Origin of the sequence: Streptomyces sp. NPDC006552, from assembly GCF_040611655.1 — a bacterium.
GTDB lineage: Bacteria > Actinomycetota > Actinomycetes > Streptomycetales > Streptomycetaceae > Streptomyces.
This window is the reverse complement of the sequence record NZ_JBEXOS010000061.1, coordinates 19,190-31,671: the sequence shown is the minus strand read 5'-3', so window position 1 is coordinate 31,671 and position 12,482 is coordinate 19,190. Positions and strand designations below refer to the sequence as shown.

12 protein-coding genes are annotated in these 12,482 nt (G+C 69.4%); 4 read left to right on the top strand and 8 right to left on the bottom strand.

Translation table 11 applies throughout. The features are described from left to right. Positions 1-257: 257 nt before the first annotated feature. Positions 258-1,088 carry a chitosanase gene (locus tag ABZY33_RS28220; protein WP_356494507.1) on the top strand — a complete coding sequence of 277 codons (831 nt, stop codon included), beginning with the start codon at positions 258-260 and terminating at the stop codon, positions 1,086-1,088. Between the two features lie 65 nt (positions 1,089-1,153). On the opposite strand, the gene ABZY33_RS28215 is transcribed toward ABZY33_RS28220, so the two are convergent. The 8 genes from ABZY33_RS28215 to ABZY33_RS28180 form a co-directional block, all read right to left on the bottom strand. Next, entirely contained in the window at positions 1,154-2,506 is a 1,353-nt protein-coding gene (locus ABZY33_RS28215) for a nucleobase:cation symporter-2 family protein (RefSeq protein ID WP_356494524.1), read from the bottom strand. 338 nt (positions 2,507-2,844) lie between these two features. Further along, on the bottom strand, positions 2,845-4,242 hold the full coding sequence (locus ABZY33_RS28210; protein WP_356494506.1) for an 8-oxoguanine deaminase: 1,398 nt from the start codon (positions 4,240-4,242) through the stop codon (positions 2,845-2,847). Positions 4,243-4,292: 50 nt separating this feature from the next. Further along, entirely contained in the window at positions 4,293-5,711 is a 1,419-nt protein-coding gene (locus ABZY33_RS28205; protein ID WP_356494505.1) for a nucleobase:cation symporter-2 family protein, read from the bottom strand. 84 nt (positions 5,712-5,795) lie between these two features. Then, positions 5,796-6,728 carry a factor-independent urate hydroxylase gene (gene pucL, locus ABZY33_RS28200; RefSeq protein ID WP_356494504.1) on the bottom strand — a complete coding sequence of 311 codons (933 nt, stop codon included), beginning with the start codon at positions 6,726-6,728 and terminating at the stop codon, positions 5,796-5,798. Between the two features lie 5 nt (positions 6,729-6,733). Further along, positions 6,734-7,150: a hydroxyisourate hydrolase gene (gene uraH, locus ABZY33_RS28195; protein ID WP_356494503.1), complete on the bottom strand. Its 417-nt coding sequence runs from the start codon at positions 7,148-7,150 to the stop codon at positions 6,734-6,736. Next, positions 7,147-7,674, bottom strand: coding sequence for a 2-oxo-4-hydroxy-4-carboxy-5-ureidoimidazoline decarboxylase (uraD, locus tag ABZY33_RS28190; protein WP_356494502.1), 528 nt, complete (start codon positions 7,672-7,674; stop codon positions 7,147-7,149). The genes uraH and uraD overlap by 4 nt, the downstream gene beginning before the upstream one ends. 179 nt (positions 7,675-7,853) lie before the next feature. Next, the gene (locus tag ABZY33_RS28185; protein WP_356494501.1) at positions 7,854-8,222 is read right to left on the bottom strand and encodes a helix-turn-helix domain-containing protein; all 369 of its coding nucleotides are present in this window, start codon (positions 8,220-8,222) and stop codon (positions 7,854-7,856) included. Next, entirely contained in the window at positions 8,219-8,470 is a 252-nt protein-coding gene (locus ABZY33_RS28180) for a hypothetical protein (RefSeq protein ID WP_356494500.1), read from the bottom strand. The genes ABZY33_RS28185 and ABZY33_RS28180 overlap by 4 nt, the downstream gene beginning before the upstream one ends. 134 nt (positions 8,471-8,604) lie before the next feature. Between ABZY33_RS28180 and ABZY33_RS28175 the strand changes: the two genes are divergently transcribed. From ABZY33_RS28175 to ABZY33_RS28165, 3 genes are all read left to right on the top strand, one after another. After that, the gene (locus ABZY33_RS28175; RefSeq protein ID WP_356494499.1) at positions 8,605-9,447 is read left to right on the top strand and encodes a TIM barrel protein; all 843 of its coding nucleotides are present in this window, start codon (positions 8,605-8,607) and stop codon (positions 9,445-9,447) included. Positions 9,448-9,502: 55 nt separating this feature from the next. Further along, on the top strand, positions 9,503-10,402 hold the full coding sequence (locus ABZY33_RS28170; protein WP_356494498.1) for a 2-hydroxy-3-oxopropionate reductase: 900 nt from the start codon (positions 9,503-9,505) through the stop codon (positions 10,400-10,402). Positions 10,403-10,609: 207 nt separating this feature from the next. Continuing rightward, complete coding sequence (locus tag ABZY33_RS28165) at positions 10,610-12,067, top strand: catalase (protein ID WP_356494497.1); 1,458 nt, start codon at positions 10,610-10,612, stop codon at positions 12,065-12,067. The last annotated feature ends 415 nt before the right edge of the window (positions 12,068-12,482 follow it).

The window sequence follows — 12,482 nt, the reverse complement described above, 5'->3', positions numbered from 1 at the left end:
GCCGGGCCAGCCGCCCGGAGCCACCGGTCCCCGGGGGCCACCTACAGCCACCCGGGCCCACCCGTCACCGCCCACCCCAGCGGAAGCGTTTCGGTACGGCTTCTGCCGAATCGTTTCCCCGCACGCCCCCCCAACTTCCCCCGAAGCCAACTTGACGGGTATACGTCATCCGCAATCTCTGGTAGGAAACCTTCCTAACAGTCGACGACGGAACCGCCGCCCGTCGACGGAACGACGAACTCCCCTTTGGAGGAACCGTGTTCACCCCCCACAAGCACCCCTCCCGCCGCGCCCTGCTCACCTTCCTCGGCGCCACGGTCGTGGCCGCCCCGCTCCTGTCCACCCAGCTCGCCGGGGCCGCGCCCGCCGCCTCGGCCGCGAGTGGGCTCGACGACCCGGCGAAGAAGGAGATCGCCATGAAGCTGGTGTCGAGCGCCGAGAACTCCTCGCTCGACTGGAAGGCCCAGTACGGCTACATCGAGGACATCGGCGACGGCCGCGGCTACACCGCCGGGATCATCGGCTTCTGCTCCGGCACCCACGACATGCTCGACCTAGTCGAGCTGTACACCCGGCGCAAGCCCGGCAACGTCCTCGCGAAGTACCTGCCCGCCCTGCGCGAGGTCGACGGCAGCGACTCGCACGACGGCCTCGACCCCAACTACCCGCGCGACTGGGCGAAGGCGGCGCAGGACGCCGTCTTCCAGCAGGCGCAGAACGACGAGCGCGACCGGGTCTACTTCAACCCGGCGGTCAGCCAGGGCAAGGCCGACGGGGTCGGCACGCTCGGCCAGTTCACGTACTACGACGCGATCGTGATGCACGGCGACGGCTCCGACCCCACCAGCTTCCGCGGCATCCGCAAGCGCGCGCTGGGCAAGGCGAAGCCACCCGCCCAGGGCGGTTCCGAGGTGACGTGGCTCAACGCCTTCCTCGACGCCCGGGTGTGGGCCATGCGGCAGGAGGAGGCGCACAGCGACACCAGCCGCGTCGACACGGCGCAGCGCGTCTTCTTGAAGGCGGGCAACCTGAACCTGGACCCGCCGCTGGACTGGAAGGTCTACGGGGACAGCTACCACATCGGGTGAGCGGCCCCGCCCGCGCGGCGGCTCGTCCGGAGTGCGGCCACTCCGGACGGGCCTTTGCCCGCCGGTCAGTGGACGCCGGCCGCCGAGGCGCCCGTCCGCTGTTCGACGATGGCTCCGCCCGACTCCATCGGGGAGGTGACGTCGTCCGCGTCGCGGTGGCGGCCGATGTGGTTGAAGACGAGGTTCAGGAGCACGGCCGCGACACACCCCGTGGAGATGCCCGAGTCCAGGATGATCTTCGCGGTGTCCGGGAAGGCGTGGTAGAACTCCGGGGCCGCGATGGGGATGAGGCCGACGGCGAGCGAGACCGCGACGATGAGGACGTTGTTGTCCTTCTCCAGGTTGGCCTTGACCAGGGTCTGGATGCCGCTGGCCGCGACCGACCCGAACAGGACGACGCCCGCGCCGCCGAGCACCGGCCGCGGCACGACCGCGATCAGCGAGGCCGCCACCGGGCAGAGCCCCATCAGGACCAGGAACGCGCCGCCGGTCGCCACCACGTACCTGCTGCGGATCCTCGTCATCGCCACCAGCCCGATGTTCTGGGCGAAGGCGCTGCACATGAAGCCGTTGAAGAGCGGGCTGAGCGCGGTGCCGAGGGTGTCGGCGCGCAGGCCGGCCGCGATCGTCTTCTCGTCGGCGGGGCGCTCGACGATCTCGCCGAGCGCGAGCATGTCGGCGGTCGACTCGGTCATCGAGACGACCATGACGACGCAGAGCGAGACGATGGCCGCGCCCGCGAACTGCGGGGCGCCGAAGTGGAACGGGGTCGGGAAGCCGACGATGTCCGCGTCACCGACGGGCGAGAAGTCCGTGACCCCGAACGGGATCGCGACGACCGTGCCGATGACCAGGCCGAGCAGGACCGCGATCTGCTTGACGAACCCGGTCGTGAACCGGCGCAGCAGCAGCACGATGACCAGGGTGATGCCCGCGAGGGCCAGGTTCTTCATGGAGCCGTAGTCCGACGCCTTGGTGTCGGGGCCCTGCGCCCAGCCGAAGGCGACCGGCATCAGGGAGATGCCGATGAGCGTGATGACCGTACCGGTGACGACCGGCGGGAAGAAGCGGATCGCCTTGGAGAAGAAGGGCGCCGCGATGAAGCCCAGGACGCCCGCGACGATCACCGCGCCGAAGATGATCGGCAGCGCGTCGTCCTTGTCCTTCGTCGAGTCGACGACGGCGAGCATCGGGGCCACGCCCGCGAAGGTCACGCCGTTGACGAAGGGGAGTCTGGCGCCGATCTTCCAGATGCCGAGCGTCTGGAGGAAGGTGGCCAGGCCGGCCGTGAAGAGACAGGCGCCGGTGAGGAAGGTGAGTTCCTTCGCCGAGAGACCTATGTAGGCGCCGACGATGAGCGGGGGCGCGACCACGCCCGCGTACATCGCCGCCACGTGCTGCAACCCCGTCGTCGCCATCTTCAGCGGGGGCAGCGTCTCGTCGACCGGATGTTTGGTATGCCCCGCATCCTGCTCCGCGGGGGTGGTGCCTTGCTTGGTGAACCTGGGCTGCGTCGCCACTTCGGCTCCTCCGGTTGTTTTCCAGCCCCGGCTGACTGCCGGCACTTTTCGCTTCTGGGAGGTGATGCAAGGTCGTGCTGACGTGCTCGGTGTTCAGTTGTCATGCGCCCAGGTAGTACTGACCGCCCCGGGAACGTGAAGCTTTGGGCCACGTTCCGGGGCGGCACCCGAACAGCCCGCTCGGCTGCTCGGGTCCGGCCGGGGACCGTCCTCCCCGGCCGGCGTTCTCGGGTGTCTCAGCCCTGCGCGGCGATCCGCGCGAGGCGCTGCGCCTCGTCCCGCGTGGAGCGGGCGACGGCGTCCTCGTCGACGTGCAGGAGGCGGCTGTTCTCCACCACCGGCGCGCCGTTGACGAGCGAGAGGGTGACCGGTGCGGCCGCGCCGAAGACGAGCGCGGTGACCGGGTCGGCGATCGAGGAGTGCGCCAGGGTGTCCAGCTTCCACAGGACGAGGTCGGCGAGCTTGCCGGCCTCCAGGGAGCCGATCTGGGTGGCCCGGCCGAGCACCTGCGCGCCGCCGTAGGTGCCCAGGCGCAGTGCCTGCCGGGCGTTCAGGGCCGCTTCGCGGTGGGCGCCGAGGCGGTTGATGAGCAGGGCGTTGCGCAGTTCAGTGTGGAGTTCGCCCGACTCGTTCGAGGCGGTGCCGTCGACGCCGAGGCCGACCGGGACACCGGCGGCGAGCATGTCGGGTACGCGGGCGATGCCGGCCGCGAGCCGCGCGTTGGAGGACGGGCAGTGCGCCACGCCCGTCTTCGTGCGGCCGAAGGCGGCGATGTCGGAGTCGTTCATGTGGACGCTGTGCGCCATCCACACGTCCTCACCGAGCCAGCCCGTCGACTCGAAGTAGTCGGTCGGGCCCATGCCGAACAGCTCGTGGCAGAACTTCTCCTCCTCGACCGTCTCGCTGCCGTGGGTGTGCAGGCGCACCCCGAGGCGGCGGGCCAACTCGGCGCCCTGCTTGAGCAGTTCGGTGGAGACGGAGAACGGGGAACAGGGGGCGACAGCCACCTGCGTCATCGCGTCGAAGGAGGCGTCGTGGTGCTTCCTGACGGTCTCCTCGGTCGCGGCGAGCGCGCCCTCCAGGCTCTCCACGGCGAAGTCCGGCGGCAGGCCGCCGTCCTTCTCGCTGCGGTCCATCGAGCCGCGGGCCAGGGTGAAGCGCACGCCCATCTCGGAGGCGGCGCGGATGATCGACCCGGAGAGGTCGCCCGAGCCCTGCGGGAAGACGTAGTGGTGGTCCATGGCGGTGGTGACGCCGCCGCGGACCATCATGGCGAGGGAGCCCTGCGCCGCCGCGTACGTCATCCGCTCGTCGATCCGCGCCCACGTCGGGTACAGCGTCTTCAGCCAGTTGAACAGGTTGTGGTCCGTGGCGAGGCCGCGGGTGATCCACTGGTAGAAGTGGTGGTGGGTGTTGACCAGGCCGGGGGTGGCGAGGTGGCCGGTGCCGTCGACGCGGCGGACCACGTTCTCCAGCCCCTCGGGTGCCTTGCCGGCTCCGAGGGACTCGATCCGGTTGCCGGCGACGACGATGTACCCCGAGGCGTACTCGGTGTCGTTCACGTCGACCGTCGCGATGGCGACGTTCTCGATGACGATGCGGTCGGTGGTGCTGTCTGCCGTAGAAGCTGCCATAGTGCTTCCTTCATTCATGAGTGGCGAATCGCTGTGGGCACGGCAGGACCCTAGGTGGATTTGAGTGCCGCAGCCGCGCCGGCGCTGCTACGGGTGCCGAGATGGTGGAAGAACAGGTTCAGCGTGACGGCGACGAGCGCGCCGGCGCTGATGCCGGAGCCGAGCACGGTCTGCGCCCAGGCCGGGAAGTCGGCGTAGAAGGTGGGCGCGGCGAGCGGGATGATGCCCGCGCCGAGGGAGACGGCCACCAGGATGATGTTGGAGCTGTCGTCCAGGCCCGCCTCGGAGAGCGTGCGGATCCCGCTGACCGCGATGGAGCCGAAGAGGACGATGCCGGCGCCGCCGAGGACCGGCATGGGGACCAGGGAGACGACCGCGCCGAGCATCGGGAAGATGCCGAGGATCAGCAGGGCGCCGCCCGCCACCGCGACGACGTAGCGGCTGCGCACTTTGGTCAGCGAGACGACGCCGACGTTCTGGGCGAAGGCGGAGGTCGGGAAGCCGCCGAAGACGGGGCCGATGAAGGTGGCGATGCCGTCGGTGCGCAGGCCGCGGGTGATGGTCCGCCCGGAGGTCTCGCGGTCGCAGATCTCGCCGATGGCGAGCATGCCGGCCGAGGACTCGGTCATCAGGACGAGCATGACCAGGCACAGGGAGACGATCGCGGCGGGCTGGAACTGCGGGGCGCCGAAGGCGAACGGCGTCGGGAGCGCGGCGATCGGCGCGGAGCCGAGGGCGCTGAAGTCGGCCATGCCGAACGGGATCGCGGCCAGCGTGCCGATCAACAGGCCGAACAGCAGGGCGACTTGCTTGACGAAGCCCCGGCCGAAGCGCTGGATCAGCAGGATGACGACGAGGGTGAAGCCGGCGAGCGCGAGGAAGCGCATGTCGCCGTAGTCGGCGGCGGTGGCGTCGCCGCCCTGGGCCCAGCCGACGGGGACGGGCATCAGGGTCACGCCGATGAGGGTGATGACGACGCCGGTGACCAGCGGCGGGAAGAACCGCAGCAGCCGTCCGAAGAACGGTCCGATGGCGAGGCAGAAGACGCCCGCGATCATCACCGCCCCGTAGATGGCGGGGAGTTGGTCGCCCGAGGCGTTGGTCTCGGCGATGGCGAGCATCGGCGCGATGCCCGCGGAGGAGGCGGCGTTGACGAAGGGCAGCCGGTTGCCGGCGAAGCCCTTGACGCCGAGGGTCTGGAGCAGGGTGGCCAGGCCCGCGATGAGCAGGGACGCGGCGATCAGCCGGGTCCGGCCCGCGGTGTCCAGGTGGACGGCCTGGCCGATGATGAGCGGAGGGGTGACGACGCCCGCGTACATGGCGGCGATGTGCTGGAGAGCGGCGGGGACGAGCCGCGAGACGTGGAGCTTTTCGTCCACCGGGTGCACCGTGTCGGCGCTGCCCTGTGGGCCGGACGATGTAGAACACGGGCTCTCGGCTTCAGCCGGCCCCTTTGCTGGCACTGCCATTGCGTTGTTCCCTCCGGTGCGGCGCACCCCCGCCGACCGGGGTGGACGGGGGTGCGCTGTCGCGTCCGATTACGCCCGTGGGCGTCAGAGGTTGGTCATGTCGACCGGGATGCGCTGCTCGGCGCCGTCCCGCAGGATGGTGGCCTCGATCAGGCCGTAGGGGCGGTCGGCGGCGAGGTACACGGCGCCGTCCTTGGCCTCGTTGTCCAGGCCGAACGGCGACAGGTCCTGGCGGAAGTGGTGCTTGTTCGGCGCGGAGAAGCGGATCTCGTCGATCTCGCTGCGGTTGTTGATGACGCGCGAACCCATCTGGTACAGCGTCTGCTGCAGCGAGAGCGAGTACGTCTCGACGAAGGCCTGCAGGATGTGCTTCTTGGCCTGCGCGTAGGACTTCTCCCACTGCGGCATGCGCTGGTCGTCGCTGGTCCAGTTGTGCCGCCACCAGGTGGACAGCGACGTCGCGAGGATGCGGTCGTAGTCCTCCTTCAGCGTCGTGTACTTGTCCTTGATGTAACCCCAGAACTCGGAGTTCGTGGTGTTCATGACGGTGAGGTCCTTGAGCCCGGACAGGACCTCGAACTTCTCGCCGTCGTAGGTGATCTGCGCGAGCCGCGTCTCCTGGCCCTTGCGGACGAAGGAGTGCTGGACCTCGTCGGCACCGATGAAGTTGGAGCCCGCGTCGGAGCCGGCGATCCGCTCCCAGCTGTACTCCTCGATGCGGATGCGCGCCCGGTGGATGGGCGCCTGGCTGTCGACGAAGTGGCGGGCGAGGTGGATGCCGTACTGCTCCACCGAGTCGATGCCGTGTTCCTTGGCGAAGGCGAAGCAGGTGTTCTTCGTGGTGTCGGTCGGCAGGCAGTGGGCGTTCGACCCGTTGTAGTGCACGTCGTCGAGGTCACCGCTGAGGGCGACCGAGACGTTCACGTCCTTGATGTGGTGGGTGTCGCCGTCCCGCGTGATCTTGACTACGCGGTTCTCTGCTTTGCCGTACTGGTTCTGGCCGAGAATCGTGGGCATGTCTGCTAGCTCCCTCGGTAAACGGAGTAGCCGAACGGGTTGAGCAGCAGCGGCACGTGGTAGTGCTCGCCCGGCGTGACGGCGAACGTGATCGCCACCTCCGGGAAGAACGCTCCGTTCGTGCCGCTGTCCCGATTCGCGGGGGCGTCCTGCTGCGCATCGGCTTGCTTGTTGGCGGACGTCGAGAAGGTCGAGAAATAAGCTTCCGTCTCGAAGTCGAGACGGACGTGGGTGGTGCCTTCCGGCAGGGCCGGCAGGTCCTTGCAGCGCCCGTCCGCGTCGGTGGCCGAGCCGCCGAGCAGCGCCCAGGCGGCGCCCGAACCGGCGCGCGCCGCAAGGGAGATGGCGACGCCCTCGGCGGGGCGTCCGATGCTGGTGTCCAGGATGTGGGTGGACACCGACGCTGTCGTCTCGGTGCTCATCGGGCGCTGTCCCCTTCTTCTGCGGTCTCGGTGAGGCGGGTGAGGCGGATACGGTTGATCTTGCCCAGTTCGGTGCGGACGATCTCCCGCTCCTGCTCGGCGGTGTTGCCGATACGTGCCTTGAGCGCGGCGAGCATCTGCTCGGCGCTCGCCCCGGTGGCGCAGATGAGGAAGACATGCCCGAACCGGTCCTGGTAGGCCAGGTTCTGTTCGAGCATCTCCGCCTTGAGCTCCTCGGAGGCTCCCGCCATGCCGCGCTGTTCACGCGACGAGGTCGGGTCGCCGGGCTTCGGGCGGCCGATCGGCGGATGCCCCGCCATCGCCTCGGCGAGGTCCTCGGCGGTCAGCTCGGCCGTCGCGGCGTCGCTGGCCGAGCAGAGGGACTCGGCGGTGGCGAAGGGGCGCTGGGCGACGATCTTGTGCCCCCACGCCGATGAAGCACACACCTCGTGGAGCTCGGCCAGGGCCGCGCTCTCGTCCGAGGTGTTGAACCGGGTGAGTCCCGGTGTCGATCCTGAAGTCACGGGATGCCTCCGTGGCCTGGTGCTGGACGGGCTGCGGATAGCTAACGCCCTCGGAAACACTGCGTCAACACTTTGTTGAAAACTTGGAGTTACAGAAACCGCCGTCCGGTTACCGGACGGCGGTTCGGGGAGTCGAGTGTTTCCGCAGGTCAGGCGGGCTGGACGGGCGGGGAAACCGCTCAGGACGGCTTCTCTCGGTTCAAGTAGTTGTACACAGTGAAGCGGGAGACGCCGAGCGCCCCGGCCACCGTCTCCACCCCGTGGCGCACGGAGAACGCGCCGCGGGCCTCCAGCAGGCGGACGGCCTCCTGCTTCTCCTTGCGGTCGAGATCGGCGAGGGGCCTGCCCGCCGTCCGCTCCATCGCGGCCAGCAGGTGGTCGAGCGAGTCGGCCAGCTGCGGCAGCCGCACGGCGATCACCTCGGCGCCCTCCCAGCTCAGCACCACGTCGTCCTTGCCGGCCTGGCCCGGTGGCAGCATCTCGGCCCCCATGGCGTCGACGAGCGGCTTGACCGCCCGGATGAAGGGCTCGTCCCCCAGAGCAGTCACTTATCGCCCTCCCCGACCACGTTGACCTGGAGCGAGACGCGGGTGGCGCCCGCTTCGAGCGCCTGGCGCAGCAGCGCGTCGACCGCGGTGAGCACCCGGCCCGCCTCCCCCTCCGCGGTGTTGCCGAACGGGCCGACGTCGACCGCGTCCAGGTCGGCCCCCTGGACGACCTCGCGCGCGACGACCGCGTGCGGCGGCGCCTCGTCCAGGTCGAAGGGCTCGGTCGTGAACTCCACTCTCAATCGCACGGCCTCAACCTAATGCCGATCGGGCTTTTTCCGGCAGCCCCCCTTGACAGCTCCCCCAGGCCACGGGCAACCTTCCATCAAGCAGAAACGAACTTCCGCAATACGGAACCAATACGGAAGGGAGCGCCGACCTCGTGGGATTCGCAGACCAGCGCTTCAACGTCAACCTGTCGATCCTCTTCACGGAACTCCCGCTCCTGGAGCGCCCCGCGGCCGCCGCCGCGGCCGGCTTCACCGCGGTCGAGCTGTGGTGGCCCTGGGTCGACGCCCCTACCCCCGCCCCGTCCGAGCTGGACGCGCTGCGTGACGCGATCAAGGACGCGGGTGTCCAGCTGACCGGCCTGAACTTCTACGCGGGGCAGCTGCCCGGCCCCGACCGGGGCGCCCTGTCGGTCCCGGGCGAGGAGAGCGAGAAGTTCCGCGCCAACCTCGACGTCGCGGCCGACTTCGCCCAGTCCCTCGGCTGCAAGGCGCTCAACGCGCTGTACGGCAACCGCGTCGACGGCGTGGACCCGGCCGTCCAGGACGACCTCGCCCTGGAGAACCTGGTGCTCGCGGCCCGCGCCGCCGACCGCGTCGGCGCCGTGCTCCTCATCGAGGCGCTCAACAAGCCCGAGTCGCCCGCCTGCCCGATCGTCAGCGCCCCCAAGGCCATCGAGATCGTGGACAAGGTGAACGCGGCGACCGGCCTCGGCAACGCCAAGTTCCTCATGGACCTGTACCACCTGTCGATGAACGGCGAGGACCTCCAGCAGGTCATCAGCGCCTACGCCGACAAGACGGCGCACGTGCAGATCGCGGACAACCCGGGCCGCGGCGCGCCGGGCACGGGCTCCCTGCCGCTGGAGGAGCTGCTCGACCAGCTCAAGAAGGCCGGTTACGAGGGCTACGTGGGCCTGGAGTACAAGCCCGGCGACGCCCCCAGCGCCGAGTCCTTCGGCTGGCTGGCGCACGAGGCCCGCGCCGCGCGGAGCTGAAGCGCGCGCCACTCATCGACGTATCAGCCTTCCTGAGCTTTTTGGAGTCACCCGCATGAGCAACAACAACCTTCCCAAGGTCGCGTGGATCGGTCTCGGCATCATGGGCTCGCCCATGGCGGAGAACCTGATCAAGGCCGGGTACGACGTCACGGGCTTCACCCTGGAGCAGGACAAGCTGGACCGCCTCGCCGCGGCCGGCGGCACGGCGGTGAAGTCGATCGCCGAGGCCGTCAAGGACGCCGACGTGGTCGTCACCATGGTCCCCGCCTCCCCGCAGGTCGAGGCGATCGCCTACGGCGCCGAGGGCATCCTGGAGAACGCGAAGCCGGGCGCGCTGCTCGTCGACATGTCGTCGATCACGCCGCAGACCTCGGTCGACCTGGCCAAGGCCGCCAAGGACAAGGACATCCGTGTCCTGGACGCCCCCGTCTCGGGCGGCGAGGCCGGTGCGATCGAGGCCGTCCTGTCCATCATGGTCGGCGGTGAGCAGGCCGACTTCGACGAGGCCAAGCCGCTCCTGGAGGCGCTCGGCAAGACCATCGTGCTGTGCGGTCCGCACGGCTCGGGCCAGACGGTGAAGGCCGCCAACCAGCTCATCGTCGCGGTGAACATCCAGGCGTGCGCCGAGGCCGTGGTCTTCCTGGAGAAGTCCGGCGTGGACCTCAAGGCCGCGCTCGACGTCCTCAACGGCGGTCTGGCCGGCTCGACCGTGCTGACCCGCAAGAAGGACAACTTCCTGAACCGCGACTTCAAGCCCGGCTTCCGGATCGACCTGCACCACAAGGACATGGGCATCGTCACCGACGCCGCCCGCAACGTCGGCGCGGCCCTGCCCGTCGGCGCCGTGGTCGCCCAGCTGGTCGCCTCGCTGCGCGCCCAGGGCGACGGCGGCCTGGACCACTCCGCCCTGCTGCGCTCGGTCGAGCGCCTCTCGGGCGAGCAGGTCGCGTAACACCCCAAGACTTCCGGGCCGCGGCGGCGCTGACACCTGTCCTGTCGCGCCCAGGCGTCGCCGCGGCCCGGAACCCTGCCTTTTTTTGCAACAAAAAGTTGAACCAAGTATGCCCATAACTTCAACAAACTGTTGACGCAGCTGTTCAGGGGTCCTTACGCTCCCCCACATCGTCAGCAGCCACTGCACGGAAGGTCGCCTCGAATAATGCCGAAGCGTGTGCTCACGACCGAGTCCGGCGCCCCAGTCGCCGACAATCAGAACTCCGCCACCGCAGGCGTCGGCGGCCCGATCCTCCTCCAGGACCAGCACCTTCTGGAGAAGCTCGCCCGTTTCAACCGTGAGCGCATCCCGGAGCGCGTCGTGCACGCCCGCGGCTCCGGCGCGTACGGCTACTTCGAGGTGACCGACGACGTCACCGGCTTCACCCACGCCGACTTCCTGAACACCGTCGGCAAGCGCACCGAGCTGTTCGCGCGCTTCTCGACCGTGGCCGACAGCCTCGGCGGCGCGGACGCCGTCCGCGACCCGCGCGGCTTCGCCGTGAAGTTCTACACCGAAGAGGGCAACTACGACCTCGTCGGCAACAACACGCCGGTCTTCTTCATCAAGGACCCGCTGAAGTTCCCGGACTTCATCCACACGCAGAAGCGCGACCCGTTCACGGGCAAGCAGGAGCCGGAGAACGTCTGGGACTTCTGGGCCCACTCCCCCGAGGTCACGCACCAGGTGACCTGGCTGATGGGTGACCGCGGCATCCCGGCGTCCTACCGCCACATGAACGGCTTCGGCTCGCACACCTACCAGTGGACGAACGAGGCGGGCGAGGCCTTCTTCGTGAAGTACCACTTCAAGACCAACCAGGGCATCCGCTGCCTCTCCACCGAGCAGGCCCAGGAGCTGGCGGGCAAGGACCCCAACTCCCACCAGACGGACCTGGTGCAGGCCATCGAGCGCGGCGTGAACCCGTCCTGGACGCTGTACGTGCAGGTCATGCCGGCGGCCGAGGCGGCGGAGTACCGCTTCAACCCGTTCGACCTCACGAAGGTGTGGCCGCACGCGGACTACCCGCTGCAGCGCGTGGGCCGGATGGTCCTCGACCGCAACCCGGACAACGTGTTCGCCGAGGTCGAGCAGGCCGCGTTCTCCCCGAACAACTTCGTGCCCGGCATCGGTCCCTCGCCGGACAAGATGCTCCAGGGCCGGCTGTTCGCCTACGCGGACGCGCACCGCTACCGCCTGGGCGTCAACCACACCCAGCTCGCGGTGAACGCGCCGAAGGCGACCGTCGCCGACAACTACGGCCGCGACGGCCTCATGGCCACCAACGCCTACGGCCGCGCCCGCAAGAACTACGAGCCGAACTCCTTCGACGGCCCCGTCGAGACCGGCCGGCCGCTCGCCGCGCCGCTCGCCGTCTCCGGCTACACGGGCACGCACGAGGCCCCGGCCCACACCAAGGACGACGACTTCTTCCAGGCCGGCGAGCTGTACCGGCTGATGTCCGAGGACGAGAAGCAGCGCCTCGTCGCCAACATCGCGGGCGGCCTCTCGCAGGTCTCGCGCGACGACATCGTGGAGAAGGCCGTCGCGCACTTCCACGCGGCCGACCAGGACTACGGCAAGCGGGTCGAGGAAGCGGTCCGCGCTCTGCGCGAGGACTAGTCCTCATTCGCAACCCCCAGACTGCGTACGGGGCCTGACGGGAGGTCAGCCCTGTACGCACAAGCCCGCGCCTGCTGTGCGACCCGGATGAGGGGTGGCCGCGCAGGAGGACGCGGGAGGACGAGGATCGCGGCGGCCGGTGCGAGCCAGTGCGGTGGTGAAGGCTCCGGGCTCCCTTTCGACCTGAGGGAGGGTGTCCGGCCGGCCGTCGCCCGGTCGCCGCGGTCCCAGCCATATCGACTCCGTCCGGTGGCGCGCATGCATGTTCCGCCTGTCGCGCGCCGTCGGACGGCATCAACCTCCTGACAGAACCCCGGGTACGCATTCCGTACCCGGGGTTCTGCCGTTCTGCCCCACCGTCCCGCTCTTCCCTGCGGGCCGGTGGGGGGTGGTCGCGCAGTTCCCCGCGCCCCTG